At 67.3% G+C, this 26,517-nt stretch carries 23 protein-coding genes and 1 pseudogene; 9 read left to right on the top strand and 15 right to left on the bottom strand.

What is annotated here, in order from left to right:
- Positions 1 to 79: 79 nt before the first annotated feature.
- Positions 80 to 1,327: a phosphotransferase gene (locus CWT10_RS03300; RefSeq protein WP_103063795.1), complete on the bottom strand. Its 1,248-nt coding sequence runs from the start codon at positions 1,325 to 1,327 to the stop codon at positions 80 to 82.
- A gap of 90 nt (positions 1,328 to 1,417) precedes the next feature.
- On the opposite strand from CWT10_RS03300, the gene CWT10_RS03295 reads away from it, so the two are divergent.
- Positions 1,418 to 2,437: an adenosine deaminase gene (locus CWT10_RS03295; RefSeq protein WP_103063796.1), complete on the top strand. Its 1,020-nt coding sequence runs from the start codon at positions 1,418 to 1,420 to the stop codon at positions 2,435 to 2,437.
- A 70-nt stretch (positions 2,438 to 2,507) separates the two neighbouring features.
- Here the strand turns inward: CWT10_RS03295 and CWT10_RS03290 are convergent, their stop codons facing one another.
- A complete protein-coding gene (locus CWT10_RS03290) occupies positions 2,508 to 3,725 on the bottom strand; it encodes a UDP-N-acetylmuramate dehydrogenase (protein ID WP_233188257.1) in 1,218 nt (405 codons plus the stop codon).
- 134 nt (positions 3,726 to 3,859) lie between these two features.
- Positions 3,860 to 4,936 (bottom strand): arabinan endo-1,5-alpha-L-arabinosidase, encoded by a 1,077-nt coding sequence (locus CWT10_RS03285; RefSeq protein WP_158247681.1) that lies wholly within the window; start codon positions 4,934 to 4,936, stop codon positions 3,860 to 3,862.
- 263 nt (positions 4,937 to 5,199) lie between these two features.
- On the opposite strand from CWT10_RS03285, the gene CWT10_RS03280 reads away from it, so the two are divergent.
- From CWT10_RS03280 to CWT10_RS03260, 5 genes are all read left to right on the top strand, one after another.
- Positions 5,200 to 6,561, top strand: a complete 1,362-nt coding sequence (locus CWT10_RS03280) for an ABC transporter substrate-binding protein (RefSeq protein ID WP_199176368.1) — start codon at positions 5,200 to 5,202, stop codon at positions 6,559 to 6,561.
- Between the two features lie 71 nt (positions 6,562 to 6,632).
- Positions 6,633 to 7,538, top strand: coding sequence for a carbohydrate ABC transporter permease (locus CWT10_RS03275; protein ID WP_103063799.1), 906 nt, complete (start codon positions 6,633 to 6,635; stop codon positions 7,536 to 7,538).
- A 7-nt stretch (positions 7,539 to 7,545) separates the two neighbouring features.
- Positions 7,546 to 8,421, top strand: coding sequence for a carbohydrate ABC transporter permease (locus tag CWT10_RS03270; RefSeq protein WP_199176369.1), 876 nt, complete (start codon positions 7,546 to 7,548; stop codon positions 8,419 to 8,421).
- 3 nt (positions 8,422 to 8,424) lie between these two features.
- Positions 8,425 to 9,717 carry an arabinan endo-1,5-alpha-L-arabinosidase gene (locus CWT10_RS03265; protein ID WP_103063800.1) on the top strand — a complete coding sequence of 431 codons (1,293 nt, stop codon included), beginning with the start codon at positions 8,425 to 8,427 and terminating at the stop codon, positions 9,715 to 9,717.
- Positions 9,714 to 10,412 (top strand): DUF624 domain-containing protein, encoded by a 699-nt coding sequence (locus tag CWT10_RS03260; RefSeq protein WP_158247682.1) that lies wholly within the window; start codon positions 9,714 to 9,716, stop codon positions 10,410 to 10,412. Before CWT10_RS03265 ends, CWT10_RS03260 begins: the two co-directional genes overlap by 4 nt.
- On the opposite strand, the gene CWT10_RS03255 is transcribed toward CWT10_RS03260, so the two are convergent.
- From CWT10_RS03255 to CWT10_RS03245, 3 genes are all read right to left on the bottom strand, one after another.
- Positions 10,379 to 11,398, bottom strand: coding sequence for a LacI family DNA-binding transcriptional regulator (locus tag CWT10_RS03255; protein ID WP_103063802.1), 1,020 nt, complete (start codon positions 11,396 to 11,398; stop codon positions 10,379 to 10,381). The two genes, CWT10_RS03260 and CWT10_RS03255, sit on opposite strands and share 34 nt — an antisense overlap.
- 68 nt (positions 11,399 to 11,466) lie before the next feature.
- Positions 11,467 to 11,565 (bottom strand): 30S ribosomal protein bS22, encoded by a 99-nt coding sequence (locus tag CWT10_RS03250; protein WP_003792170.1) that lies wholly within the window; start codon positions 11,563 to 11,565, stop codon positions 11,467 to 11,469.
- Positions 11,566 to 11,656: 91 nt separating this feature from the next.
- On the bottom strand, positions 11,657 to 11,899 hold the full coding sequence (locus CWT10_RS03245; protein ID WP_103063803.1) for a helix-turn-helix domain-containing protein: 243 nt from the start codon (positions 11,897 to 11,899) through the stop codon (positions 11,657 to 11,659).
- A 226-nt stretch (positions 11,900 to 12,125) separates the two neighbouring features.
- On the opposite strand from CWT10_RS03245, the gene CWT10_RS03240 reads away from it, so the two are divergent.
- Positions 12,126 to 13,751, top strand: coding sequence for a TrkH family potassium uptake protein (locus tag CWT10_RS03240; RefSeq protein ID WP_416171720.1), 1,626 nt, complete (start codon positions 12,126 to 12,128; stop codon positions 13,749 to 13,751).
- Positions 13,752 to 13,763: 12 nt separating this feature from the next.
- Here CWT10_RS03240 and CWT10_RS03235 read toward each other — a convergent pair whose 3' ends face one another.
- A complete protein-coding gene (locus tag CWT10_RS03235; RefSeq protein WP_233188260.1) occupies positions 13,764 to 14,432 on the bottom strand; it encodes a TetR/AcrR family transcriptional regulator in 669 nt (222 codons plus the stop codon).
- Positions 14,433 to 14,449: 17 nt separating this feature from the next.
- Between CWT10_RS03235 and CWT10_RS03230 the strand changes: the two genes are divergently transcribed.
- Positions 14,450 to 15,409, top strand: coding sequence for an alpha/beta fold hydrolase (locus CWT10_RS03230; RefSeq protein ID WP_103063805.1), 960 nt, complete (start codon positions 14,450 to 14,452; stop codon positions 15,407 to 15,409).
- Here CWT10_RS03230 and CWT10_RS17250 read toward each other — a convergent pair.
- The 5 genes and pseudogenes from CWT10_RS17250 to CWT10_RS03210 all read right to left on the bottom strand — a co-directional run bounded on the left by CWT10_RS17250 (position 15,406) and on the right by CWT10_RS03210 (position 20,826).
- Positions 15,406 to 15,885, bottom strand: a complete 480-nt coding sequence (locus tag CWT10_RS17250) for a hypothetical protein (protein WP_233188262.1) — start codon at positions 15,883 to 15,885, stop codon at positions 15,406 to 15,408. The two genes, CWT10_RS03230 and CWT10_RS17250, sit on opposite strands and share 4 nt — an antisense overlap.
- Entirely contained in the window at positions 15,857 to 16,222 is a 366-nt protein-coding gene (locus CWT10_RS17245) for a hypothetical protein (RefSeq protein WP_233188264.1), read from the bottom strand. Before CWT10_RS17245 ends, CWT10_RS17250 begins: the two co-directional genes overlap by 29 nt.
- Positions 16,222 to 16,509, bottom strand: coding sequence for a hypothetical protein (locus CWT10_RS03220; protein WP_128683256.1), 288 nt, complete (start codon positions 16,507 to 16,509; stop codon positions 16,222 to 16,224). Before CWT10_RS03220 ends, CWT10_RS17245 begins: the two co-directional genes overlap by 1 nt.
- 151 nt (positions 16,510 to 16,660) lie before the next feature.
- Positions 16,661 to 17,975, bottom strand: a pseudogene (locus CWT10_RS03215) (ISL3 family transposase).
- A gap of 1,756 nt (positions 17,976 to 19,731) precedes the next feature.
- On the bottom strand, positions 19,732 to 20,826 hold the full coding sequence (locus CWT10_RS03210; protein ID WP_103063807.1) for a hypothetical protein: 1,095 nt from the start codon (positions 20,824 to 20,826) through the stop codon (positions 19,732 to 19,734).
- 201 nt (positions 20,827 to 21,027) lie between these two features.
- Here CWT10_RS03210 and CWT10_RS03205 point away from each other — a divergent pair, with 201 nt between their 5' ends.
- Positions 21,028 to 21,696: a potassium channel family protein gene (locus tag CWT10_RS03205; protein WP_103063808.1), complete on the top strand. Its 669-nt coding sequence runs from the start codon at positions 21,028 to 21,030 to the stop codon at positions 21,694 to 21,696.
- 419 nt (positions 21,697 to 22,115) lie between these two features.
- On the opposite strand, the gene CWT10_RS03200 is transcribed toward CWT10_RS03205, so the two are convergent.
- From CWT10_RS03200 to CWT10_RS03190, 3 genes are read right to left on the bottom strand one after another with little or no spacing between them, the layout of a single operon-like run.
- Positions 22,116 to 24,512, bottom strand: coding sequence for a beta-glucosidase (locus tag CWT10_RS03200; RefSeq protein ID WP_199176370.1), 2,397 nt, complete (start codon positions 24,510 to 24,512; stop codon positions 22,116 to 22,118).
- A gap of 49 nt (positions 24,513 to 24,561) precedes the next feature.
- A complete protein-coding gene (locus CWT10_RS03195) occupies positions 24,562 to 25,470 on the bottom strand; it encodes a carbohydrate ABC transporter permease (protein WP_103063809.1) in 909 nt (302 codons plus the stop codon).
- Positions 25,467 to 26,453 carry a carbohydrate ABC transporter permease gene (locus CWT10_RS03190; RefSeq protein WP_103063810.1) on the bottom strand — a complete coding sequence of 329 codons (987 nt, stop codon included), beginning with the start codon at positions 26,451 to 26,453 and terminating at the stop codon, positions 25,467 to 25,469. Before CWT10_RS03190 ends, CWT10_RS03195 begins: the two co-directional genes overlap by 4 nt.
- Positions 26,454 to 26,517: the final 64 nt, after the last annotated feature.

The following is a 26,517-nucleotide window of genomic DNA, read 5'->3' as shown; positions in this document are numbered from 1 at the left end:
GCGCGGCGGAAGGGTATGCGCGTCGGCGGTTTTGGGTATGCGCCTGTCCACAACGTGGTTCCGCCCGCGGCCCACCGGCTCAGTGGGCACCGCGTCGCGCCTGTGTCTCCCGGGCCTGCGCCAGCCAGGACTCGGCGCGGGCCAGGCGCCCCTCGGCATCGGCACGCCAGGGCCCGCCGTCCTCCCGACGCGCCCCGGCCACCAGGGAGAGCACCACACCGGCGCAGCGGGCCCGCAGCGCCACCGGGTCCACCTGCCGCTCGGACAGGCGCGTCCACGTCTCCAGGACGGGCCGCAGATGCGGGTAGGACGCGGGCGCCAGGTGATCCAGGACGCTGACATGCCCCAGCAGGCAGGCAAGGTCGTCCACGCGTCGTCCGGGGCCGAGGGAGTCCACATCAAGCAGCGTGGCGACCCGTTCCCCATCCATGAGCACATTCGCCTCGTAGAAGTCACCGTGCACGGGCACCACCGGCCCCGGGTCGGAGGCCGCCATCAGCTGCTCCACGCCCTCCGCGACGGCGCGAGCGCGAGCCAGATGTTCGGGCAACACGGTGGCGGCGGCATGGGCGTAGTGGCGGGCGCGTTCGGACCAGGCCGGGTGGGCGACCAGTTGCAGGGCGGAGACCGGCAGGGAGTCCAGCAGCGCGATCAGCCCGTTGAACACACGCGTGGCCTGAGCCTCATCCATACCGCGCGACAGCAGCCCGGACAGGGCCACACCGCGGCCGGTGGACAACAGTACGAGCCCGTCCGGGTCATCGCGCAAAACGTCGGGCGCGGGAACTCCCGCGGCACCAAGCATGCGGTGCCGGTCGGCGAAGGCCGCGGACTGACTCGGGCGCAGCACCTTGGCGTATGCGGTGGAGGAGTCCGGGTAGGTCACGCGCACCACAGCGCGGCGGGTGGGACGGTAGGCGACCATGGTGGCCTTGACGGGGGCACCCAGCCGCTGGGACAGCAGCGAGGGCGTGCAGGCGACCGCGAGCGCGGGCAACTCGGGATCAGCCGGGTGTCGCCAGACGTGCACCGCTGGTCCGTCCCCGCCGGTGGGCGCCACCCGGGTTAGGCCGGCGGCCTGCGGATCGGACAGGCGCGCGGTTGTGGCGCACAGGTACTCGGTGGTGCGTGAGCCGTCCGGCCCGGCGACGACGGCGGTGTAGCCGACCGAGACGCCGGCTCCCGGCCGGTGGTGCACCGAGTGGACCTCCCAGCTCATGAGCTGCTGCCCGGCCGGGGCGAGTGCGGCCGCCAGCACGGAGGCGGCGCGCGCGCCCGTCAACAGGGCGACCTCCTCGGGCTCGTGACCGGCCATGACGGTGCTCATGGGAACAGTCTGCCTCACTGTGGCGCCGCCTGCTGCGCCTGTCGGTCGGCGGTTGACGGATTGTGGTGCCGATAGTGGCACAATCCCGCCATGCGCGACCTGTCCGCCCTGCCCAAGGCGCACCTGCACTTGCACTTCACGGGTTCTATGCGACTGGAGACACTGGTCGAGCTCGCCTCCTCGGCGCGGACCCGACTGCCCACCTCGTTCTTGGACGGCGATCCGCTGCACGTGCCCGCCGATCATCGCGGCTGGTTCCGCTTCCAACGAGCTTACGACACCGCCCGCCGCCTGGTGGTCACCGAGGAGATCATGCGCCGCCTGGTGCTGGAAGCAGCGCTGGACGACGCCGCCGAAGGATCACGTCGGCTGGAGATCCAGGTGGACCCGACCTCCTACGCCCCCTTCGTGGGCGGTATCACCCCGGTGCTGGAAATCATCCTGGACGCCGCCAAGCAGGCCACCGTCCTGTCCGGGGTCGAGGTGGCGGTGATTGTGGCCGCCTCCCGTATGCGCCACCCGTTGGAGGCACGCACCCTGGCCCGCCTGGCGGCCCGTTATGCCGGGGATGAGCCGGGCACCGTCGTCGGATTCGGGCTGTCCAATGACGAGCGTGCGGGCCTGACGGCATCCTGGGGACCGGCCTTCGCAATAGCCCGGCGCGCCGGCCTGGCCTCGCTGCCCCACGGCGGGGAGCTGCTGGGCCCGGAGCACGTGCGTGCTGTGGTCTCCGCGCTCGGCCCCACCCGGCTGGGTCACGGGATCCGCACCAGTGAGGACCCGCGGCTGTTGGACGCGGTGGTTGCCGCCGGTATCAGCCTGGAGGTGTGTCCGGCCTCGAACGTGTGCCTGGGCGTGTACCGGGAGCCGGGCGACATTCCGCTGCCGGTGTTGTTAGAGCACGGCGCCCAGGTGGCACTGGGAGCGGATGACCCCCTGCTGTTCCAGTCCCGCCTGGTGGACCAGTACCAGATCGCCCGGGATCTGGGGCTGGATGACATCGCGCTGGCGGAGCTGGCACGCGGCTCCATCCGCGCCTGCCTGGCCTCGCCCGCATCCAAACGGGAGTGGCTGGCGCAGGTGGATGCCTGGCTGGCGGCGGACGACTGAGTTCCGGGCCACCTGCCCGATCCGGCGGCCCGCGCAGCGCGCGGATGGTCGCGGCCCGCGCCTGCCGGCTCTAGAAGCCCACGTGCACCGGCTCGGGCACGAGGGTCACCCCGAAGCGCTCGTGCACGCCGGCGACGACGGCGTCGCGCAACGCAGTAAGGTCGGCGGCGCGGGCATGACCGCGGTTGGTAAGGGCTAGCACGTGCTTGGTAGACAGGCTAGCGGCCGGCTCCGTCCCGGGTGTTGGCAGGGCAAAGCCCTTTCCAAATCCGGCGTGGTCGATCAGCCAGGCCGCGGAGGTCTTCACCAGCCCCTCGACGACGGGAGCCCGCCGGGTGCCCGCAACCGCCAGGGAGTGGTCGGTGACCGGGAAGCGGGGGGCGTCGGCGGGAAGGGCATTGGCCTGGTCCTGAGACAGGATCGGATTGGTGAAGAAGGAGCCGGCGGACCAGGTGTCATGGTCGGCACTTTCCAACACCATGCCCTTGGAGCGGCGCAACTCAAGCACCGCATCACGCACGGCGCGGGCATCCACCCTTTCGCCCACTTCGACGCCGAGCGTGCTGGCCAACTGGGCGTAGGCGATGGGGGCTGACAGGGAGGCCGCCCGAACCGAGAAGGTCACCGACAGCACCACCCAGCGGCCCGTGGGTCCCCAGGTGCGGCCGCCACCGACGACGGCGTCGGTCAGGGAGCGTTTGAGATCGGAGTCGCGGTAGCTCAGGTGCAGGCGGGCCAGTGGGAGCTGGACGGGCTGTCCGGCGGCCCGGTCCCAGGCGCGTACGGAGGCGAGCAACTCGGCGACCTCCGCACCGTAGGCGCCGATGTTCTGCACCGGAGCGGCGCCAACGGTTCCGGGAATCCCCGACAGGGGGGCGAAACCGCCCCACTGGCTGGCGATGGCCTCACGCACCAGGTCGTCCCAGGTGGTGCCGGCGGTGACGGTGAACTCCACGCCACCGCAGCGGTCGTCAGCGCTCAGGGCCACCTGCTGGCGGGCGTCTCGCACCACCACGCCGGCGAAGCCCATGTCGGCGGCCAGGATATTCGAGCCGCCGCCGATCACCAGCAGGGGGGTGCCGTCGGCGTCGGCCTGGCGGACGGTGTCAATGAGCTCGGCCTCGGTGCGGGCCTCGACATAGCTTCCGACCGAGCCGCCCACCCGCAGGGTGGTCAGCTCGGCCAGGCTCGGAGTTGAGCCGCGGGAGGCGTCCGTGCCCAGTGGGCGAGCCAGGGCCGGGACGGGCGCGGGCCAGTCGGCGGGATCGGCGTGGATGGATGCCGGCATGGCGCACTCCTCGGTGCCCGACGGCGACCCTGGCGTGCTCAGGCCGGTACGGTCAGCGCTGGGGGTAGATGGCATATGTGCTCCGCTCAAGTAGTGCTTGCGGGAGCAGGATAGGCGACCCGCGCCCGCTCGAGTCATTCAGGCGGATAGGCCCATTCTTCCGAGTGCAGCTCCCGGTCGGTCAGCAGCACGGGCCAGTCATCGTCCCAGGCGAGCCGGCGCAGCGCCAGCGTGGGGGCGCCGCCGTTCTCGGCGTCGTAGTAGTGGTGGACCAGCCAGTCCCCGGCCACGGCGCCGCCGCCGGGGCCGATCATGCTCCCCCGGCTGCTCAGCACCACCGTGCCGCCGCCTTCCAGCAGGCCGACTCCCGCCCGGTCCACATAGGGTCCGGTAATCGTCTTGGAGCGGCCCACAGCGGTCTGGTAGGTCGAGCCCGTCCCCCGGCAGCAGGTGCCGAAGGAGACATACAGGTAGTACCACCCGTTGTGGCGTGCTAAGGCCGCCCCTTCCACATCATTCAGGGCGGTGCCACGATCGGCCAGGTGGACGGGGGCGGCGGCGGGGTCCGCTCGCAGCCCGTCCTGCCCGAGCTCGACGGCGAATATCCCGTCCCAGAAGGAGCCGAAGGCCATCCAGGTGCGCCCGTCGGCGTCGGTCAGGACTGAGGGATCGATCGCGTTGTAGCCCTCGCCGTCGCCGGAGGTGAGCACCACGCCGCGGTCCTCCCAGCCGGCCTGGGGCTGGCTCGGATCGAAGGACGCATTGGCCATGAGGCCGATGGCTGAGCGGGAGGAACCGAAGGTGGACACGGCGTAATACAGGCGGATTTCGCTGTCGAGGCGGACCACGTCCGGGGCCCAGTAGTTCGTCAGCCCGGGAACTGCATCGTGGGTCCACGTCGGTTCATCGCCGAGGTGCCAGGCGCCGATTCGATCACCCCAGGTGGTTCCTCCGTCGTGGCTTAGGCTGACCAGGACGGCGCCGCCGGCTAAGGCTGGATCTCCGGTGGAGAAGACGGCCAGCGGCAGGCCGTGTTCATCCAGCAGCAGTGCCGGATCGTGGGCCGTCAGGTCCCCGGTCAACGTCGGTCGGAAGGCCGCCGGCCCCGGGGCGGCTGCGTCCCCCTCCGGGGCGGAACAGCCGCCAATGCCGCCGAGCGCGGCGTGGGATGCCAGTACAACTCCCGCAGCCAGGAGGGAACGTCGCCTCATGGTCTTCTCCCCAGTGTGTTCGCCGGTGAACTGCCGGATGTGCCGCCGCCGGGCACGCCACCGTTGCGGGGTGATGGCCCAACCGAGAGATACATCGTTGCAGACAGTCTCTCGCCCCTCCTGCCCATCCGTCAAGGAACGCATCATTGCCTGCTATTTCAACGTAAACCGATGCTTGACGGAACCCTTGTCACGTGCCATAATTTCTAACGTTGTAAATCAAGCGGGCCGATTGCCCCGCCCCTCCCGAACGGAGTACTTCAATGACGAAGCACCGGATGCTCTCCCGCCGCTCCTTCAACCGCCTCACCCTGACCGCGGGCGCACTGGCCGGGGCCTGGTCCCTGGCGGGCTGCTCCTCCGGCGGCGCCTCCGACTCCGGCGCCCCGGAACTGACCTACATGTTCCGCGGCGGCGCGGATGAGAAGGCCGCCTACCAGATCGCCATCGACAACTTCTCAAAGGCCAACAACTGCACCGTCAAGGTCATCACCACCGATCCCGACCAGTACTCCACCAAGCTGCAGGCCGCCATCACCGGCAACCAGGTTCCCGATGTCTTCTACCTGGAGCAGGGCTCGGTCATGTCCTTCGCCTCCAATGGCATCGTCATGGACATCACCGACATGCTCGGCGACGTGGACCTGGACAACATCTGGGCCTACGGCGTGGACTCCTACCGCTATGACGGCAGCCAGGTGGGCCAGGGGCGGATCTACGGTCTGCCCAAGGATGTGGGCCCCTTCGCCTTTGGCTACAACAAGACCATGTTCGAGGCCGCCGGGCTCGAACTGCCAGACAAGGACGTGCCCTACACCTGGGAGGAGTTCGTAAAGGTCTGCCAGCGGCTCACCCGGGACACCGACGGCGATGGCGAGCTCGACCAGTGGGGCACCGGCCTGAACGTCAACTGGTGTCTGCAGGCCTTCGTGTGGTCCAACGGCGCAGACTGGTGCAATGAGGAACACACCGAAGTCACCGTGGACACCCCGGAGTTCGCCGAGGCGCTCCAGTTCTTCGCCGACATGCAGAATGTCCACGGCATCACCCCCTCCATCGCCCAGGCACAGACCATGGACACCTACCAGCGCTGGATGCGCGGACAGATCGGATTCTTCCCGGTCGGCCCCTGGGACGTGTCCACCTACCAAGAGCTGGACTTTGAATGGGACCTGATCCCCTTCCCCGCCGGCAAGACCGGCAAGCCGTCCACCTACATCGGTTCACTGGGTATTGCGGTGTCCTCCGGTACCAAGCACCCCGAGCTCGCCGCCAAACTGGTGGCCTACCTGTCCGCGGACCCGGACTGCCAGAGGCAACTGGTTGACGCAGGCATCCAGATCCCCAACCTCATCGACTACGCCAAGAACGAGTACGCGGCCGACACCGAAACCGCGCCCGCCAATAAGGAGGAGTTCCTCCAGATCGTCGAAACCGACGGGCGCCCGCTGCCCGGCGCCGTCACCTGGAGCCCCGAGTGGTACGACGAATTCTTCACCAATATCCAACCGGTCCTGGATGGGAACAAGACCGCCGCCGAGTACTGCGCCGAGGTCCAGCCCACCATGCAGGCCAAACTCGACGCCGCCGTCCAGGCCGCCAAACAAGCCCAGGCCGGCGCCTGAGTCGGCGACCTGATCCACCAATGCGTTCAGGCTGGAGCTCACCGGCCTGAACGCCGCCGAAGGTTCTGACCATGCAACGCCCCACGCAAGGACGCAAATCCACTCTGCACCACAGTGAGCACCGCTGGGCGGCGGTCTTCGTAGCCGCCCCGGTCATCGGTTTTCTGCTGTTCACCCTCTTTCCACTGGGCTATTCCGTCTACGCCTCCTTCACTTCATGGAACGGACTGTCTGCCCCTCGTTTCGTCGGACTGGACAACTTCATCGCCATCGCCTCCGACCCTTACTTCCGCAAGACGCTGCTGAACACCTTCTTCTACATGCTGGGCATACCCATCGGGCTGGTGCTGTCCCTGCTGCTGGCCATGGCCCTGAGCCGCAGACTCCCCGGACGCACCTTCTTCCGCACGGTCTACTACATCCCGGTGATCTCCTCCCTGGCGGCCATCGCGATCCTGTGGCAGTGGGCCTATAACGGCGATTACGGCCTGGTCAACCAGGTGCTGGATCTGGTCGGCATCCGGGGCCCCAACTGGCTACAGAACACCGCCACGGTCAAGCCGGCGATTATCATCATGTCCGTCTGGAAGGGCCTGGGTTACTCCATGCTGCTGTACCTAGCCGCCATCCAGTCGGTCCCCAAGTCACTGTATGAGGCCGCCGAACTCGACGGCGCCGGCTCGCTGCGCAAGTTCACCTCCATCACGCTGCCGATGGTGCGCCCGGTGACCTTCTTCCTGATCGTCACCAGCATCATCAACGGCTCCCAGATGTTCACCGAGATCAACATTATGACGCCCACCGGCGGCCCGGAGTACTCCGCCGCAACCATAGTCTGGTACATCTGGCAGAAGGCCTTCAAAAACCTGCAGATGGGCTACGCGACCTCGATGGCGCTCGTACTGGGCGTGCTCATCTTCATCATCACCGCGATCCAGATGCGCATGAACGCACGCAACGCGTTCAGCGTCGAATGAGGCGACCATGCAGATTCTCAAGCAGAGTAGCAACACCCCCATGAAGGCCAAGACCCGCTACACCATCACCAATATTTGGATCACCCTCCTGCTGGCAGTCGGTGCGGTCATCATGATCGCCCCGCTGCTGTGGATGCTCACCACCTCGCTGAAGGATAAGGAGGGCGTCTTCGCGCTCCCGCCCGAATGGATTCCCAGCCCCGTGCACTGGGACTCCTACGCACGCATCTGGACCGAGGGGCCGCTGGCCAGCGGCATCAAGAACAGCCTGATCGTCTCACTCTCGGTGACAATCGTGGGCTCCTTCACCTCAGCACTGGCGGCCTTCGCCTTCGCCAAGATGCGGCTGCCCGGCAAGAACACGCTGTTCCTCCTGCTGCTGTCCGGGATGATGATCCCCTTCCCTACGCTCATGATCCCGCAGTTCATGATGTTCTCCCGCGCCGGCTGGGTGGACACCCTGCTGCCGCTGATCGTGCCCGGCATGTTCGGCAACATCATGATGATCTTCTTCCTGCGCCAGTACCTGACCTCCACCCCGGACTCGCTAATTGAGGCGGCCCGGGTGGACGGCGCCTCCTTCCCGCAGATCTTCTTCCGCATGATCCTGCCGCTGATCCGCCCGGCCATCGCGGCCCAATTCATCCTGTGGTTCATGGGCGTGTGGAACGACTACCTGGCGCCGACCATTTACCTCAACAGCCCCGAGAAGCTGACGCTGCAGCTGGTAATCGCCAATTTCAACTCCAACTACGCCATTCAGTCCGACTACCCGCTGATCATGGCGGCATCCATCGTCGCACTGCTGCCCATATTCGTGATCTTCCTGGTCTTCCAACGTCAGATCATCGAATCTGTGGCCCTTACCGGTACCAAGGCGTGACCGATGACGGATGCACAGTGCGCAGCCGTCGCCGCGTCTGCTCCCGCACCGACCGGAGCGGAGGAGACGAGCGCCTGGGCCAGGCGCAACCCGGGCACCTGGGGAGCCCATGACCCGGCTATCATCCGCTCCCGCGAGGGGCGCTACTACATGTTCTCCACCGACACCGAGGTTGCGGGATCGCCCGGGGTCGGCGTGCAGGTCCGCCGCTCCGACGACCTGGTGCACTGGCAGTGGGTGGGGCACGCCTTCGACGGGGTGCCCGCATCCGCCCAGCAGTGGTCCGGGGCGCAGGGCATCTGGGCGCCCGACGTCGTAGAGCGTAACGGCGAGTACCGCATGTACTACTCCGCCTCCACCTTCGGCTCACGGCGCTCGTGCATAAGCCTGGCGGTGTCCGAGAGCCTGGAGGGCCCCTGGACGGATCTGGGGCCGGTGGTGCGCACGCGCGCCGAGGATCCCGTCAATGCCATCGACGCCGCCATAGTCCGCACCCGCGAGGGCGAGGACCTGATGCTTTACGGCTCCTTCTTCGGCGGACTGCGGCTGATAGCCCTGGATGAGCGGGGGCTGCCCAGCCGTCCCGGTGAACTCGGGGTACCCGTGTGCCGCCGCACCACCGCCGAGAACGGCCCCATTGAGGGCTCACACATGTGGTATGACGCGGAAACCGGGCGCTACCTGCTGATTTGCTCGTTCGACTCCCTGTTCGACACCTACAACATTCGGGTCGCTCGCTCTGAATACCCCGAGGGGCCCTTCCTTGACGCTGCAGGCCGCCTCCTGGGCTCCCAGGACGACGACGCCGTGGACGGCGGCATCAAGATCCTCGGATCCCTGGTACTACCCTCGGGACAGATCCTGCTGGCCCCCGGACACTCCAACCACCTGTTCACCGCCGACGGCATGCTCCTGGTTCACCACATCCGCGACGGCGCCCAACCGCGCCGCCATCGGGCGCAGGTGCGGCGCCTGGCCCTGACCAGCGGCGGCTGGCCGGTGGCCAGCCCCGTGGAGTACGACGCTCAGCCGCTGCTCCCCCTGGACCCGGCCGAGCCGGAGCGAAGGTGGTGGATATGGCGCCTGGATGCGTCCTCATCTGGCCCCGCCCACCCCGGGCAGGGCCAGGTGCGCCTGGTTTCCCCGCTGCCGACACCCGCGGATCAGGGCGGAATGCGGGCCGCCCTGACGGTGGACGGAGCCGGAGTCGACGCCGTCGTGTGGCGCACGCGCTCCTCCACCTCCTTCGCCGGCCTGGCGGGCGGGCAGGTCGTGCTGGGGGTGCGCGAATCATGACGCGCGGCCGTATCGAGCCACGTCACGACGTCGGCATCGACCCGCCGGGCTGGGGCGGCACCGTCATGGGATGGTTGCGGGTGGCTACGCAGCTGGCAGCCCTGAACCTGCTGTGGTGGCTCGGTCTGTTCGTGGGCGCGGTGCTGTGCGGGGCCCTCCCGGCGGGTTGCGCCGTGCATGAGCTGGCAAGACGCAGCCGAAGGGATCCCTCAATGCACCTGTGGCGGGATTACTGGGGAATCTACCGGGCCGCTTTCCGCCCCGCCGCCGGTGTGGGCGCGCCATTGGTCTGGGTCGCAATAGTGGGCGTGGCGGATCTGTTCATCCTCTCCCACGCCCGCGGCATGCTGATCTGGCTGCTGGTGCCCGTCGTCGTCATCTCCGTCATGGCGATGGTAGTGGCATGCTACGCCATCCCCCTGCTCGGCGCCGCGGACGGCATCGGGACCCGGGAGACGCTACGGCGGGCGGCCGCAGTAGCCGTGGCCTCGCCGGCCACAACCATTGGCATGGTGGCAACGGCTGCGGCTGCCGGGATAGTGACCTGGTGCTGGCCGCTGTGGGGCGTCCTGTTTGGTGTGAGCCTCCCGCTGACGGCAATGACACTGCTTGCCCGGGAGCGGTTGCTGCGCGCCGGAGTGCTTCCCGGCCCGGACCGCCGCTACAACTCGGTCGACTGGCGTCCCACGAGTTGAAAAGGGGCCACCTCGTGGCGGTACGGTGCGGGCGTTTGTCCGGCACGGTGCTCACCGACTCGCTCCACCAGTAGATCGACGGCGCGCCTGGCGATCCACTCCAGGCCGGGATCGATGGAACTCAGCGACGGTTGCGTGTACTGCGCATCTTCCACATCGTCGAAGCCGATCACCGCCACCTGATCGGGAACTCGGATGCCTGCGCTTAGGAGTTCATGTAACACGCCGATGGCCATGGCGTCATTGAGGGCGAAGACGGCGTCGAAGGGCAGCTGTTCAGCGATAAGACGCCGCGTGGCCTCGGCCCCGCTGGCACGGTGCCACAGTCCTACCTCCCGGATGAGGCGCTGATCCACCTCTACTGCGGCCTGCGTGTGCGCCTGCCGGTAGCCGGCCTCGCGCAGTGCCGCCGAACCGACGACCTCTCCGGCATGGGCGCCGATCAGGGCTATCCGTCTGCGCCCCAGGTTCAGCAGATGCTCGGTGGCGACGGCGGCGGCCTCGGTGTTCGCCATGGTCACGTGGTCCGCGGGCGCTCCGAAGACGCGTTCGCCCAGCAGCACCAGTGGGTAGTCGACGTGGAACTGGGCGATGTCGTCCTGCCCGAGTTCCAGTGGGCTGAACAGCAGTCCGTCGAACAGGTGCTGCCGAGAGTTGTGCAGCACCCGCAGTTCGCGTTCCCTGTCGGAGTTGGTCTGTTCTATCAGCACGGTGCGGCCGTAACGCTCGGCGGCGGCGATCACCGCGTCGGCAAGTTCGGCGAAATAGGCGAGCTTGAGCTCCGGCACCGCCAGGCACAGGAGCCCGGTTGAGCCCCGGCGCAGATTACGCGCCGACTGATTGACCTTGTAACCGAGCTTGTCAATGGCGTCCAGGACCTTCGCGCGCGTGGCCTCACGCACGTGGGGATAGTCATTGACGACATTCGAGACGGTCTTCACCGAGACCCCGGCCAGGCGGGCAACGTCATGCATGGTCACGGCCATGTGGTGCTCCTAGGCGATCCGGCCGGATGCGTATGTGCCCGGGGAACGGGCCCCGGGCACAGATCGCTTCACTTCTTGTTGCGACGCTGATGACGCGTCTTACGCAGCAGCTTGCGGTGCTTCTTCTTGGCCATGCGCTTGCGACGCTTCTTGATGACAGATCCCATTAAGGCTCCTCGATGTTGTTCTTACCGGCCTGCTCCCGCGGCCGACGGCGCCGGGACCGGCCACGCAGTGACCCCAGGATTGTAGCGGGTATCAGGAACCGGTCGACGCGGAGCTCTCGTGGCCCCAGTCACCCAACCCGGCCGCCAGATACTGCTGAACCGCACGTTCGGGCACACGGAAGGAGCGCCCCACCTGCATGGCGGGCAGGTCGCCGGAGTGGACCATGCGATACACGGTCATCTTCGACACCCGCAACATAGCGGCGACTTCCGCAACGGTGAGGAAGCTGGGGGCGCCCGGGGCGCTGGATGGAGTCGAGGTGCCCGATGCCATGGCTGTGGTGTCCTGTCATGAAGTCGATGTGGTCACGTGAGGGCCGGAGCCGCGTCCGGCACCTCGCGGTTGTGTAACGACACCAATATAACCTGCGTCCCAACTGTCGCACAGGATCTTTCCCACCCCATTTGTCACGCGCGCCGCATCTCACACACCCGCCGGCTCCAAACACGACACAACACCCCCTGCGAGCGGCTCGTCGCACTACGCGCTAAGGCACGCCATGGCCCACAATGGCCCCGTGTCCTCTTCCTCGAGCCCCGACTCCGGAGCACACCACTGGCCGCCGTCTCCCCAGAGGAGCAAGCCGACACGGCCCGAGACGGCCGGCGCCGCACGCACGGCCGGCCGCCACAGCGACCGAGACCGGGCCACAGCGAATGAGGCGCTTATGGGCACCACCGAGCCCATAGACCCCACTCGACCCACCGCACCCGATGAGGCCGACCGTCAACTGACCGCCCCGGAAGACGCCGGCGGCCTACGCGGCCTGCTGGCCCGCCTGAGACTGCGCAGCCGCTTCGACCGCATCGCCCGCTTCTCCCCCGCCCGCCTGGCGATCACCGTCTTCGCCGTCATCGTGGCCACCATTGCGTCCCTGCTGCGCCTGCCGGTCGCCACCGCCACCGGTGAGCCGGCCCCCTTCGTCGACGCCCTGTTCACGGCCACCTCGGCCGTATGCGTGACCGGGCTGACCACCGTGGACACCGCCTCCTACTGGTCCACCTTCGGCCAACTCGTCATCATTATCGGCGCCGCCATCGGCGGCCTGGGCATCATGACCATGGCCTCACTGCTGTCCTTCGCCGTCTCCCGGCACCTTGGGCTGACCCAGCGCATGCTCGCCGCATCGGAGAACATGGCGGGGCTGGGCGACGTCATATCGCTGCTGCGCGCCGTCGCCTACACGGCCTTCGGCGTGGAGGCCATACTCATGGCGGTGCTGCTGCCCCGCTTCCTCACCCTGGGTCTCGACCTCGGACGCGCCGCCTGGTACGCGTTCTTCATGGCGCTGTCGATCTTCAACAACGCCGGCTTCGTGGTCATGCCGGAGGGGCTGGCGCCCTACGCGTCGGACTGGTGGGTGGGACTGCCGATAGTGCTGGGGACCTTTCTGGGCGCCGTCGGCTTCCCGGTGATCCGCGATGTAGTACGCAACCGCCGTCGTCCCCGCCAACTGACCCTGCACAGCAAGTTGACGCTGACCACATACGCCGCCCTCAGCGCCTTCTCCGCCGTCGCAATCGGCGCCTTCGAGTGGAACAACCCCAACACCTACGGGACGCTGTCTACCGGCGGGAAGCTTCTGACCGCTCTGGTAAACAGCGTAAACGCCCGCTCCTCCGGGCTGTCGACCATCGCCCCGGAGCACATGCATGAATCGACCTGGTTGCTGCAGGACGCACTTATGTTCGTCGGCGGCGGCTCGGCATCGACTGCGGGCGGCATCAAGGTGTCCACTTTCGCGGTGCTGGTGCTGGCGATTCTGGCCGAGGCCCGCGGCGATAGAGACATTGAGGCCTTCGGTCGACGCATCACCCTATCCACCGTGCGGCTGAGCGTGGCCGTGGCCTTCATTGGCGCCAGCATCGTCGGCGTGGCTTCGCTGCTGCTGTTGGAGCTGACCGACCTGACCCTGGACCGCATCCTGTTCGAGGTGATCAGCGCCTTCGCCACAGTGGGGCTGTCCACCGGCATCACCCCGATCCTGCCGCCGAGTGCCAAGTACGTGATCATTGTGCTGATGTTCATCGGTCGCGTGGGCACCATGACCGCTGCCTCGGCGCTGGCACTGCGTGAGCGTCGGCGCGTAATCCGCATGCCCGCCGAGCGGCCCCTGATCGGCTGAGCCGAACTCCGCTCAACCGCTCAGCATGCCGGCCAGGGCATGCGCGGTGGCGGTGACGTCGTCGTGCCAGCCGGACTCGCCGACCACGACTCTCCGCACCAGTAAGCCCATGGCGGCGTTGTGCACAACGGCGGCCACCGCCTCCGCATCGAGGTTCCGGGCGATGTCTCCGCGTGCCTGCCACCGCCGGAGTGCACCGACGATCTCGGCACGCAACCGGACATAGTGCTCGGCGTTGGCGGCGCGCAGATCCGGCTGGCGCGCCAGCTCGGCCCAGATGGCGACCTGAAGCTCGGCGCGCGCTACTGCGCGAGCCCCCGCCTGAGCCGCCTCGCCGCCGCGGCCCTGTCCCGTAGCGCCGGGAGGACCGTCGGCGGCCTCCCGCTTATACCTCCAGGCCATCTCGACGGCGTCGACGAAAGCGGACTCAAATGGGGGGAGCTCCCCCGCGGCGGGCAGCCCCGCCATCCAGTCCACCACGGGGTTGATCGCCTGTCCGAGCACAGCCCGGACCAAGGACTCCTTCCCCTGGGGAAAGTACCGGTAGACGGTGGAGGAAGACATGCCGGCCTCGGCGACGATCTCGTCCATCGAGGCGCCGTCGAAGCCGCGGCGGGCGAAGCAGGCCTCCGCCGCCGCCATGATTCGGGCGCGCAGGCGCTCCCGGCCGCCACCGACCACGCCTTCCAGGCGCTGCGTTGGGCCGAGCTGATTGGCCCAACGCGATCGAGGAGATCCGCGCGCTGTCACCGCTACCAAGCACAAATGCCGGCTGGGTGGAGGCGTATCTGCACCTCGGTCGGGCCGCCCGCGCGGCCAACCGGGAGCTCGGCGCCGCCGATCTCCCCGCCTACGACCTGCCCGCCCAGGGCTTGGCGCCGGGCGAGGAGCCTCGCAGCACCTGGGTGCTCTTCGGCGGGTTCGACTCCTACATTGAGGAGTGGTTCCCGCTGCTGGCCGCGATCGCACAGCGGGGGCATCGCGTGATCGCCTTCGAGGGCCCCGCTCAGGGCGAGGTCCTGGATGAGCAGGGCGTGCCGCTCACGGTGGAGTGGGAGCGACCGGTGTCGGCGGTCCTGGACCACTTCGGGCTCCAGGAAGTCACGCTGGTTGGCCTGTCCCTGGGTGGAGAGTTGGTGATCCGGGCCGCCGCCTTCGAGCCGCGAGCCGTGCGTGTGGTGGCCTGGGACGTCATGGACGACTTCCTCGACGTCGCCATCCGGCAGCCGGCGCCCGTGCCGTCGCGCTTGACCCGGGCACTGGCCGGGATGCCGGGCTGCTTGATGAATCGCCTGCTTGCGTTGGCAGGTAGGCACTCCGTCGTCCAGTGGGGGCTGGAGCAGGGGATGCGGGTAACCGGCACCGACTCCCCGGCGCAGTTCCTCCGCTTTGCCGGGCGGCTGCGCACCCGTGAAGTCTCCAAGCAGGTGCGCGGGGACGTGCTGCTGCTCGCCGGTGCGCAGGACCACTACGTTCCCCTGGCCCAGCTGCCCCGGCAGGTGCGCACCCTGACCGGTGCTCGCTCGGTGACCACCCGCGTGTTCACCGCGGCCGAGGGCTGCGCCTCCCACTGCCAGGTAGGCAACCTAGGCCTGGCGGCGCGCACCATCCTCGCCTGGGAGGAGCCACTGCTGCGCCGGCACCGCGGATCGTATTAGGCAGCGAAGAACCAGGAACTCACACGCACCCACAATTCTAGAGAGGTGATGCGTTCCAAAACCAGTTCCTCGGGCATTTCTTCCGCCGCCATCTGCGAGACCGCCTCGGGGGATGCGCCTGTTTCAAGGGCATCGGCAATGGACTTGGGAATCAACTCGTAAAGACATTCGGGGATGGACATGGTCGTCATGGAGCCCACGACCTCCCAGCTGCCGTCGTGCGGGGTGCTCGTGGAAATCAGCGAAAGTGTCCACTGGCCGCTGGCGAATCCATCCGTCAGCGGCGTGGGCCCGCCAAGTTGTCCCGGCTCACCGCCGCGATCCAACTGACGCGCAAGACGGGCGAGTTCCTCTGTCAGGGCATCCAGGTCCCCAGAGTCGATGAAGCTATACACCGACTGCGGGAGAATCCGCGGTCCCAGGTCGATGTTGTAGCGCGGCCGCATGTCAAGCAACTGGGCGAAGACAGAGGGCACCTCGGCACTCGTCAAGGCCGTATACGTGATACCCGTCCGGCTCATGTTTGACAATGGTCGCGCGCTGCGGGCCTATCCACGCCTCGGCGCGCTGCCCGGGGCGAGCCGGCGCGAAGCTGGCAACGTCGAGGTGTCGGGTGGCACCAGCGACTCCGTGCAGCGCGGCGGCCGCGGGCGCTGTAATGCCCTGATCGTCCAGAATGCCACCGCGGCGCAGCCGCCTGGCGAGGCGGCCTTTCGGAATATGCCCTCCTATCGCCACGGTGCGCAGGGACAGCCACTCCGCGTCGCTGAGGATTAGCACCGGGGTGTATCCGCTCGTCTCCAGCCGCGCCATCAGATCTCCTCCAGTGTGACAATCATGGCAAGGAAGCGCTCCACCGCCGTACCGCAGTCACGGGTGGGGCAGGAGAAGGTTGCGGTGAAGCCGCGCCGCGAAGCCTCGCTCATCCAGGTCCATTGCAAAGCAGTGACGGAGACCGTGCCCTGGATGTAGACGCCGGAGCGAAGCAGGCCTGGCCCGGCCGGCTCCCACTCGGTGATGTCGATAAGCTGAAAGCCCGGCACGGAGCCGACGAGCTGCGTCGTCGAGTCCCGTAACCAATCCTCCTCAGAGGTATCCACGGGCAGCCCTGAGACGGTGATTACGCAGTTCTCGGCGAAGCGGGGACTATCCGGCCTGTCGGCACAGATCAGGTCCACGCACCCCGTACCGCCGGGTGCGGTCTCGAGGCCCGGGACTCCAGAGACTCCGGGGATACTTGGCTCTTCCGGTTTAAGGGTGTAGTAGCTGTTGTCTGAAGCCTCCGGCGTGGATGAGGCTGCGGATGGCGCTTGTTGGTCAGGTTCCGGAATCCGAGGGCGATGCCGCGTAGGTGCTCCAGGCGGCCGTTGACTGCTTGGGTGGGGCCGTTGGATGTGCCGGGGTGACCGGTAGTAGGCCAGGATGTCACCACGCCTGTCGGTGAGGGTCTTGCCCAGCGACTTCAGCTCTTCCAGGGTGTCAGGCACACCGGCCTTGAGGGAGTCGATGACCTTGCTCATCAGCTGCTTGCCTTCGGCGGGGCCCTTGGTGCGGTAGGCGGCCACGATCTTCTGGTATACGCCCCACATGACTTCTACCGGCGTGTTGTGGGGGTCGGCGAACAGCTGCTCGAGCCGGTCCCAGCCCTTGTCGCTCACCAGCCCCGCCCCGGTGCGCAGCAGCCTGCGGGCCTTGTACAAGGGGTCGTCCTTACGGCCCCGCCGCCCGGTGATCTCGCGCTGGATACGCCTGCGGCAGTCATCCAGCTTGTCCCCGGCCAATGCCACCACATGGAAGGGATCCATGACCTCCGTCGCGCCGGGTAGGGCCTCGGCGGCGGCGGTCTTAAAGCCCGTGAAGCCGTCCATCGCCACCACCTGCACGCCCCTGCGGAACGTCTCGGGCTGGTCCTGGAGCCACTGCTTGAGCACCTGCTTGGAACGGCCTTCGACCATGCCCGCGCAGGCGAGACGGACCCGTCCGGTCGCGCACAGGCGTCAGGTCAATAATGACGGTGACATACTTGTCGCCCTTGCGGGTGTGCCGCCAGATATGCTCGTCCACCCCGATGACCTCCACACCCCTGAAACGGTCAGGATCATTGATCAAGCGGTCCTTGGCCCGCTCCAGGACGGCGTCGCCCTCGGTGTCCCACGACACCCCCAACCCTGCCGCCACACGGGCCACAGACATGAACTCCACCCCCACGGCCCGCATCGCCCACTCCACGGCCGCCCGGGTCAGCACAGCCCGCTTGGCCACGGCACGAGACGCGTCCTGCCACCCACACGCGCCCACAGCCCTGGCAGCGCCAGCGCCGCAACCGCACCAGCAGGTGCGTGGGCCGCCAGCCCAGCGGCACGTGCGCCAGACGCCTGGTCACGGTCCCCACCGGTGCGCCCTGGGCCCCGCAGACCCGGCAGAACGCGTCCTCCTCCAAGGCTTCCAGGCGGCACTCCACCAGCGCCCGCTCCCGCTCCAGGCACACGCCGATGGCGGTCAGCCCCAGGGCGTCCAGGCCCAGGAAACTAGCAAGATCAGGAGCAGTGAAGGTAGTCTCGGCCATGTCGAGGTCTCCGTGATCGGTAGTGGATTGCAACCACCAATCATCGGGGACCTCGACCCCCACCCACCCCTGCGACACGCGCACCCGCGACCACCCCACCACCACACCCCTAAACCGGAAGAGCCGCTAAAGCTCCGCCTGCGGCCCCACTGAACACCCCTGTCAGGGGCTGGCGCGACAGGGCAGGAGCGGTGGATGATGACACAGCGGCGCGACCTCTCAGCAGTGGCGGATATGTTTGCACCACCTATCGTCACCGGAGCGTCGCGCCGCGCCCCCGTGAACACGCCGAAAAACCCTAACAACCCACCACCCATCCAACGACTTTGCCGAGCCCCTGCCCATTCACCTGGACCAAAACCGCCGAACAGATCCTCACCAAAGCCAACCGTCCAGGAATTAACAATCCAGGACACTAGCCATCCCCCAAGTCCAAAACAACCTGGCCTTCCAGGTGTGGATCCGGCCGGCTGTTTGCCGCGTACTTGGACCGCGTTACTGCGGTTGGACCGTCTGAGAGTGCGTTTCAGGTGGTCCAACCGCAGCCAGACGGTCCAACCGCAGCCAGACAGTCCAGCCGCAGCTAGACGGTCCGGGTGCGGGGGTGCTGACTCGGGCCGGTGGGGTTGCCTTGGACGCCGGCGCACCCAAGGTCAACAGTCAAGATGCCCTACCCCTAGGCCGCGACGTCGCCAGCATCGCCGGCAGCCAGGCCCGGCCTGGCAGCGGGCCGGCATGGCAGCGGCCGGGCTGGGCTGGGCCGGGTTGGGCCGCGCTCCCGGCTGGGCTGTGGGCCCGGTTTGTCGTCAAAGACGTCCCAGCCGATCGGACAAGGGGAGGCCGGGTCGGCGACCAGGAGGCCCCGGCCTGCCCACCACACCAGGGCGGCAAGCCGGAACCTGGGAGCCAAAGTGTCCAGAATCGACATAAACACCCCGCCCCTCCCAGCGCACGCCCTCAGATTCCTTGGAATCATGCGGACCTGGTAGGAGACGCCGGGCGGGGGAACATCGTTCGTGCCGAATCTGGACACTTCCCCCGGGCCCGCCAGCCCCGCAACCGAACTCGATCGTCATATCTACCGAACTCGACGGTTATTTCGACCGAACTCGGCGAACACACCCTTAAACCGGAAGAGCCGGATACTTGCGGGGTCCACCGGGGCCCAGCCGGCGGGCGCGGATATTTTCACGGCGCTGCCCGCGAACTCTTGAGGCAGGTCAGGATTCGGTCGCGAGGTCATGCGTCATCACCTGAGGAGTCAGAGGATGGTGTCGTTGCTGCCGAGCCGGCGGAGCGGGCTTCGCGATCGGATGCCGATTCGGGCGGCTCTCCGGGACCCAGCCCGGAGGTATCACGCCACGAGTTCTCCCTGGCGAGCCGCTCGCGCCGCCGCCGGCGCCGCCACTCCACGTGCCACTCCGGATACATCCACGCCGGCAAAGAAATCGGCAGGAAACTCACTGCCATAACTATCAGGAAGAAAGCCGACATGGACCCACAAACGATCGCGAACACCGTATCAGGATCCCCGAAATTAAATACCGCACCAAAAAGGAACATCAATGCCCCAGAAGGCATCGTGAGAGCAAGGTTATTCCTAACCCCCATCTCCGCACTTATTCCCCGCGCGAACTCACCTGGCCCCGTATCGGCGAACATCGCTAACACCCAATGAACCAACAAGGCCGCCCCAAATACGAAAAACACAATTGCCCACACAATCAATCACACCCAAGCGATATCAGTTGCCTCACTAAAATAGGCGGCTTACAGCACTTATGCCCTTGTTTAACAAGTCTCCTGCCGCTTTGCCGACAGCAGATCCCGCAATTCCTCCGATCGCTCCGCCAACAATACCGCCCACAGCAACCCCAACCGGTCCGCCAACAGCACCAATGGTCATACCCTCCTGGACTCCCACCGAAGCTCCGCCGTAACCGCCGGCTCCCTGCGTAACCGCCTGCGTACCAGCACGCGCCAACTTCTCTTCCTCGCCCATTGAGGGGTTGGCCGAATCCTTCTGGTACTGCTCGTAGCCACCTACAAGACCGGAGAATACAGCCGCACCTATGCCTATGCCCTTGGTGACGCGAGCCGCTTTCCCGGCATACTGCTGCACCTTCCAACCCGTAGTACCGCGAGCGCAGGGCTTGTTTACCCAATTAGTGGTTTTAGTCTTAGCCAACAGGGTTTCCAGTAATCCCATCTTGGAACGGTCCGCTGCCGACATGAACCGTCCCGCTCCTGGATGCCAACTCGGGTAGCGCGGTCGGAACACGGAAATCGCTCTGATCATCGCCCATTGAGAACCAACCGCAACACCGTCGGCAATGTCTGCCGCCTTGGATACGCCGCTCGAATCCCAGGTGGGGATAAACTGATCCCGGAACCACTCTCCCGCACTCTTGAGGGAGTCGCATGCGGATATGAGCGTGTCGTGCGCTGCGGACTCGTCGGCACGAATCAAGGACAGGGTCGAGTCGAGCGTGTCATAAGTCGCCTTCTTGGTTGCGTAGTCTGCGTCGGAGTCATCCTTAACAGGCTCCTGGATGATGCTCCCGGAGACCACCAACCCGGCAGCCGTAGCGTCGTCAATAACGTCCGCGAGCCGGTTCTTAACCGAGTCCATGGAGTAGCCGAAGTCGTCGAGCGCGTTAGCCAAAGCCGAAATATCGGCTGAAATGTCATCAAGGGCGTCACGCTCGCCGCTCAGCCTCAGCAACGCCTGGGTCGTTGCTTCGCTTGAGCAGTCCGAGGCGATGGTCCTACGGGTGGCGGGGACGTCCTCAAGCGTCCCCGCAGGGTGGTCGAGCGTCTCGGGATTGACGTACAGGGTGCCAGCGCTCACGCCATCATCTCCTGCCAGCGTCCAGCTTGAACGGCAGCCATTATCGTGACGTTCCCACATGCCACTGTCATCCCGAGGACCGCCCGTCAGCCTCCCGGAGCGCCACTTCGACCGATCTCGGCAGTCATATCGACCGATCTCGGCGGAGGGGACTACCGTTAGGCGCAGTATCCGTCTTGACCGCACCTACCGTGAGGACCCATGCCTGACCGCTCCGCCTACAACGACTCGACACTGGTCATTGGGCTCGGCCGCTTCGGCTCGGCCATGGCCGCCACCCTGGACCGCCTGGGTCGGGAGGTCCTGGCTGTCGAGCGGGATCCCGTCCTCGTGCGTCAGTGGACCGGCCGTATCCCGCTGGTGGAGGCCGATGCCACCGATATGGAGGCTCTGGAGCAGTTGGGCGCCACCGAGTTCGGTACGGCGGTGGTGGGCGTGGCCACCTCCCTGGAGGCGAGCGTGCTGATCACCGGCAACCTGGTTGATTTGGAGACCCCGCAGATCTGGGCCAAGGCGGTCTCGGGCGCCCACGGTCGCATCCTGCGGCGGATCGGCGCTCACCACGTGGTCTACCCGGAGTTCGACGCCGGGCAACGGGCCGCCCACCTGGTCTCCGGCCGCATGCTGGATTACATCGAGATGGAGAAAGCCGGATTCACCATCGTCAAGATGCGTCCGCCCGCCGAGTTACACGGATTCACCATCGGTGAGGCCAGAATCCGCTCCCGCTACGGTGTGACCGTCTTCGGCCTCATGAGCCCGGGAGAGCCCTTCGAATACGCCACGCCAGCCACCCTCGTCTCACCCGATGACGTACTGGTGGTCGGCGGTGATGCCACGCTCCTGGAGCGATTCGCCAACCGCGGCTGACCCGAGTAGGTCGCCAGGCGGCCAGAGAATGACGCGACGCCGCCGGCACGCGCATGCCCGGGGCGACGATTCGGCACTTCGCAGGACGGTTCGTCACTTGGCACCGACGCTTCGTACTTTTCGGTGACGCTACGTACCCCTACCGTACGAACCGTCACCACAGAGTACGAATCGCCGACCAGAATGTACGAACCGTCGCGAGAGCATACGAACCGTCACCTCGAGTTACGAACCGCCGGCCAGACGTACGAACCGCCGCGCCGGCGCAGCCCCGAACACCAACTGCCACTCCCCGCACGCCACCTAGGTAGAGGCCGCAGAAACCGGACCGGCACGGCCTCCCCTGGGCATCGCGCACACCCCCGCGGGCGACGCCCACCGGTCCTTGACCCGGTCGTGCAGGGACGCGCCACCGGGCTTCAGGGTGCCGTCGGCGCGGGCGTCACGGCCACCGGCGTGGTGAGCACGCGGCCCTCGCCGACCACGCGACGCACGCCGGTGATCTCGACAGCGAGCGGGGCCAACCGGTCCTCGCTGCTGGTGCCGGCGGCGAGCAGGATCAGCCCGGGCTCGACAATGCGCCGGCGATCTAGTCCAGTGAAGGAGGTGCGGTCGGCATGCACCGTGAAGGTGACGCGCTTGGACTCCCCCGCCTCCAGGTCCACCTTGGCGAAGCCGATCAGGGCCTTCAGCGGGCGGACCACCTCGGCCACCGGATCGGACAGGTACAGCTGGACGACCTCGGCGCCGGCACGGTCGGAGGTGTTGGTGACCGTGACCGCGTACTCCACCTCACCGTCGACGTCCATCTGCGCGCCGGAAATCACCGGGTCCGTCAAGGTGAAGGTCGAGTAGCTGAGCCCGTAGCCGAAGGGGTACAGCGGCGTGGGGTCGAGGTTGGAGATGCCGTCGGCATGCCAGGCCAGCGGCGCCGCCAGATAGGTGCCCGGCTGGCCGCCGCGGCCATTGGGAATAGCGACGGGCAGGCGCCCCGAGGGGTTGATCGTGCCGGTCAGCACGCCGGCGATGGCGTCGGCGCCCTCCACGCCCGGCATGAAGGCCTGCACGATGGCGGCACAGCGGTCGGCGTACTCCCCCAGCGCGTAGGGGCGCCCAGTGACCAGCACCAGCACGGTGGGGGTGCCGGTCGCCAGCACCGCCTCCAGCAGCTCGCCCTGGCGGCCGGGCAGGCCCAGGTCGACGACGTCGCAGCCCTCCCCGGAGGTGCCCCCGCCGAAGAGCCCGGCGATGTCACCCAGGGTTACCACGGCGACCTCGGCGGCCGCCGCGGCCGCGACGGCGGCGTCGAAGTCCTCCGTGCGCCCATCAATGAAGCCCGTGCCCTGGTGGAAGGTGACCTCACCGGGATGGGCGGCGCGCAGCGCGTCGGGCAGGTCGCCGATGTCCAGGCCGGTGGTGCGGCCGCCGTCGCGGCTGAGCACGTGGTTGGGGAAGGAGTAGCAGCCCAGGAAGGAGCGCACGTCCTCCCATACCGGCCCGGACACGGCCAGGCGCGCCCCGGGCGCGAGCGGCAGCACGCCGTCGTTCTTCAGCAGAATCACCGACTCCTCGGCCATGGCGCGGGCGACGGCCCGGTTGCCGGGCGAGTCGAGGTCGCGCTGCGGATCGACGCCGGCGGTCGGCTCCCAGCCGGCGTCGAGCAGGCCCAACTGGGCCTTCTGGGTCAGCACCCGCACCGCGGCGGTGTCGAGTTCGGCCTCGGTGAGCAGGCCGGCATCCACGGCCGCCTCCAGGTGGGAGTAGCAGGTGGTCTCCGGTAACTCCACGTCCAGCCCGGCGCGTACCGCGAACGCGGCAGCGTGCGTGTAGTCCCCGGCCACGTGGTGCATGGCCTGAAGGAAGCGCACCGACCAGTAGTCGGAGACCACGGTGCCGGCAAAGCCCCAGCGTTCGCGCAGCACGCCTGTGAGCAGGTGGTGGGAGGCGGCCACGGGCTCGCCGTCGATGTCGGAGTAGGAGTTCATCACGCTGGCGACGCCGCCCTCGCGTACCGCCATCTCAAAGGGCGGCAGCATGACGTCCTCCAGCTCACGCACCCCCATGGACACCGGCGCGTGGTTGCGGCCGGCCTTCGAGGCCGGGTAGGCGACGAAGTGCTTGACGGTGGCGTGCACCCCCTGGGACTGCAGGCCGCGCACGTAGGCGGCACCGAGCGTGCCCACCAGGTAGGGGTCCTCCCCGCAGGTCTCCTCCACGCGTCCCCACCGGTAGTCACGCACCACGTCCAGCAGCGGCGCCAGGCCCTGATGGACGCCGACGGCGTGCAGGTCGGAACCGATGTGCCGCGCCATCTGCTCAACCAACTCGGGCCGCCAGGTGGCGCCCCAGGCGATGGCGGCCGGGTAGACCGTCGCCCCCAGCGCCGTGAAGCCGGTCAGGCACTCCTCGTGGACGATGGCCGGGATACCGAAGGCGTTGCGGGAGACGACCTCGCGCTGGAGCCGTGCCAGCTTGGCTACGCCGTCGGCAACACTGACGGGGTCGGTGCCGTAGATGCGGGTCAGGTGACCCAGTCCGTCGGCTGCACTCTCCTCCCAGCCCTGGCGCTCGACCGTGAAGGCGTCAGCCATGGGAGCCACCTGGTGCGCGGGGATGGATGCGCCCGTTTCTTCGCCGTCATCCTCAACATTGCCGGGATCACCGACGTCGACGGGCTCGGGTGCGGGGACCTGCGCCCCCTCCTCACGCTCCCAGAAGGAAGCGAGCTGGTGGATCTTCTCCCGTCGGCTCATGGCCGCCACGAGGGCGGTGGCACGCTCGTGGTCGGGCAGGGAGGTATCGTTCCAGGTGTTCACAGTTAGCTCCAGGTTTTCCAGGTTGCGGTGGTTGGCGGTCGGCCCCGGCTCAGCCCTTGACGGCGCCGGTCAGGCCGCCGACGATGCGGCGCTCGAACAGGCTGAAGACCACCAGGGCGGGGATCATGGACAGCGAGGTGAAGGCCAGGACCTGGGCGGTGTTGACCGAGTGCTCGGAGGCGAAGGCCTGCACCCCCAGCGGGAGGGTGTACTTGGAGTGGTCGGTCAGGATGAACAGCGGCAGCATGTAGGAGTTCCAGGAGCCGACGAAGGTGAGAATGCCGGTGGTCACTACCCCGGGCACGGACAGCGGCACGACTACGCGCCAGAAGAAGCCCATGCGCCCGCAGCCGTCCAGGGAGGCGGCCTCCTCCAGCTCCTTGGGAATGGCACGCAGGAAGGGCACCAGGATGATAACCGTTTGCGGCAGCGCGAAAGCAATACCGGGGATGATGATGCCGGCCAGGGAGTTCATCAGGCCCAGATTCTTGATCAGGATGTACAGGGGCGTGATGGCCACGGTCATTGGGAACATGAGTCCGGCCGCGAACAGCATGTACAGCATGCTGCCGCCCTTGAAGGGGTAGCGGGCGATCACGAAGCTGACCATCAGCCCGAAGGTTACGGTGCCGATGGTGCCGCAGGCGGCGGCAATGGTGGAGTTTCCGACCTGCTGCCAGAATCCGGAGCTGGTCAGCACCACCCGGTAGTTGTCCACCACCCAGGGGTCGGGCAGGCCGGCGGGATCGGCGGTTATCTGCGAGTTATTGCGGAAGCCGCCGAGGATCACGTAGGCGACCGGGGCGAGCAGGCCGGCGATTACCAGCGCGGCCACCAGATAGACCGCGGGGCTGGCCCATTCGGGCTTGGGCTTGGCGGCCCGCCTGCGACGGGGCTTTCCGCCTGCCGCGGACTCGGCGGGGGCCAGGGGCTTGAGGGACGTTACGGCGGCGGTCATCGGCTGCTCCCGGTCAGTGCGCCCTCGGTGTCACGGCGCAGGACGAATCGTTGATAGGTCAGGGCGATCACCAGGGAGATCAAGAACAGCACCACGGCGACCGCGTTGCCGTAGCCGTAGTTGCCACTCATGCGTCCGTTGACCACCATGTAGGTGGCCATGGTGGAGGTGCCCGCGGTGGAGGAGATGTACTGCCCCCAGATGATGTAGACCAGGTCGAACAGCTGCAGGGAGCCGATGACCGATAGGAAGCCCCACATGCGCATGGTCGGCCCCAGCAGCGGGATGGTGATCTTGCGCTGTATCTGCCAGTAGGAGGCGCCGTCGACCTTGGCGGCCTCGGTCAGTTCCTCGGGGATGCCCTGCATACCCGCCAGGAAGATGATGACGGCGAAGCCGGCGTACTTCCAGGTCAGGATGAACAGCAGGATGGTCAGTGCCGTCTTGGGATTGGAGATCCAGTCATTGGCGAGCGCCCCGAGCCCGAGCTTGCGCAGTAGGCCGTTGACGGCGCCGTCGGTCTGCAGGATCAGCCCCCAGGCGGTTCCGGCGATAACCTCGGAGATGACGTAAGGAATGAAGATCAGGACGCGGATGAGCGACTGCCCACGCATCTTCTGGTTCAGCAGCAGCGCCAGCCCCAGGGCGAAGGGACCCTGCAGGGCCAGTGAGCCGAGCACGACGACGGCGTTGTGCCGCAGTACGTTGTGGAACTCGGGGTCGGTCAGGATCGTGCGGTAGTTGTCGAAGCCGACGAAATTGGTGGGGACGCCGAAGCCCTTCCATTTGAAGAAGCCGTAGTAGGCGGCCATAATCACCGGCAGAATCACGAAGGTGATGAACAGAATGACGGCGGGGGCAGACAGAGCGGTGATCTCCGCCCGGTCCCGCCAGGACAGGGCGCTGGGGCTCTTTGTCTTCCTAGCCCGCCGAGCGACCGTGCCGGCACCGCTGACAGGCGCCGAGTTTGCAGCTGTTGTCATTGTGCTGGTCTCGTTTCGTGGGTTGGCCGCGGCACGCCCGGGGCGTGTGCGGGGCGCGCCGCGG

The organism is Actinomyces qiguomingii, from assembly GCF_004102025.1.
Taxonomy (GTDB): domain Bacteria; phylum Actinomycetota; class Actinomycetes; order Actinomycetales; family Actinomycetaceae; genus Actinomyces; species Actinomyces qiguomingii.
This window is presented reverse-complemented; position numbering and strand designations above follow the sequence as displayed.

Coding starts and splice junctions, on each gene's coding strand:
- CWT10_RS03255 (WP_103063802.1), bottom strand. CDS start 11,398: ATGGCCGTGACCATGCATGACGTTGCCCGCCTGGCCGGGGTCTCGGTG.
- CWT10_RS03195 (WP_103063809.1), bottom strand. CDS start 25,470: ATGACCGCCGCCGTAACGTCCCTCAAGCCCCTGGCCCCCGCCGAGTCC.
- CWT10_RS03270 (WP_199176369.1), top strand. CDS start 7,546: ATGCAGATTCTCAAGCAGAGTAGCAACACCCCCATGAAGGCCAAGACC.
- CWT10_RS03190 (WP_103063810.1), bottom strand. CDS start 26,453: ATGACAACAGCTGCAAACTCGGCGCCTGTCAGCGGTGCCGGCACGGTC.
- CWT10_RS03265 (WP_103063800.1), top strand. CDS start 8,425: ATGACGGATGCACAGTGCGCAGCCGTCGCCGCGTCTGCTCCCGCACCG.
- CWT10_RS17245 (WP_233188264.1), bottom strand. CDS start 16,222: ATGGCGCGGCTGGAGACGAGCGGATACACCCCGGTGCTAATCCTCAGC.
- CWT10_RS03285 (WP_158247681.1), bottom strand. CDS start 4,936: ATGAGGCGACGTTCCCTCCTGGCTGCGGGAGTTGTACTGGCATCCCAC.
- CWT10_RS03245 (WP_103063803.1), bottom strand. CDS start 11,899: ATGGCATCGGGCACCTCGACTCCATCCAGCGCCCCGGGCGCCCCCAGC.
- CWT10_RS03300 (WP_103063795.1), bottom strand. CDS start 1,327: ATGAGCACCGTCATGGCCGGTCACGAGCCCGAGGAGGTCGCCCTGTTG.
- CWT10_RS03260 (WP_158247682.1), top strand. CDS start 9,714: ATGACGCGCGGCCGTATCGAGCCACGTCACGACGTCGGCATCGACCCG.
- CWT10_RS03250 (WP_003792170.1), bottom strand. CDS start 11,565: ATGGGATCTGTCATCAAGAAGCGTCGCAAGCGCATGGCCAAGAAGAAG.
- CWT10_RS03205 (WP_103063808.1), top strand. CDS start 21,028: ATGCCTGACCGCTCCGCCTACAACGACTCGACACTGGTCATTGGGCTC.
- CWT10_RS03280 (WP_199176368.1), top strand. CDS start 5,200: ATGACGAAGCACCGGATGCTCTCCCGCCGCTCCTTCAACCGCCTCACC.
- CWT10_RS03240 (WP_416171720.1), top strand. CDS start 12,126: ATGGCCCACAATGGCCCCGTGTCCTCTTCCTCGAGCCCCGACTCCGGA.
- CWT10_RS03275 (WP_103063799.1), top strand. CDS start 6,633: ATGCAACGCCCCACGCAAGGACGCAAATCCACTCTGCACCACAGTGAG.
- CWT10_RS03295 (WP_103063796.1), top strand. CDS start 1,418: ATGCGCGACCTGTCCGCCCTGCCCAAGGCGCACCTGCACTTGCACTTC.
- CWT10_RS03290 (WP_233188257.1), bottom strand. CDS start 3,725: ATGCCGGCATCCATCCACGCCGATCCCGCCGACTGGCCCGCGCCCGTC.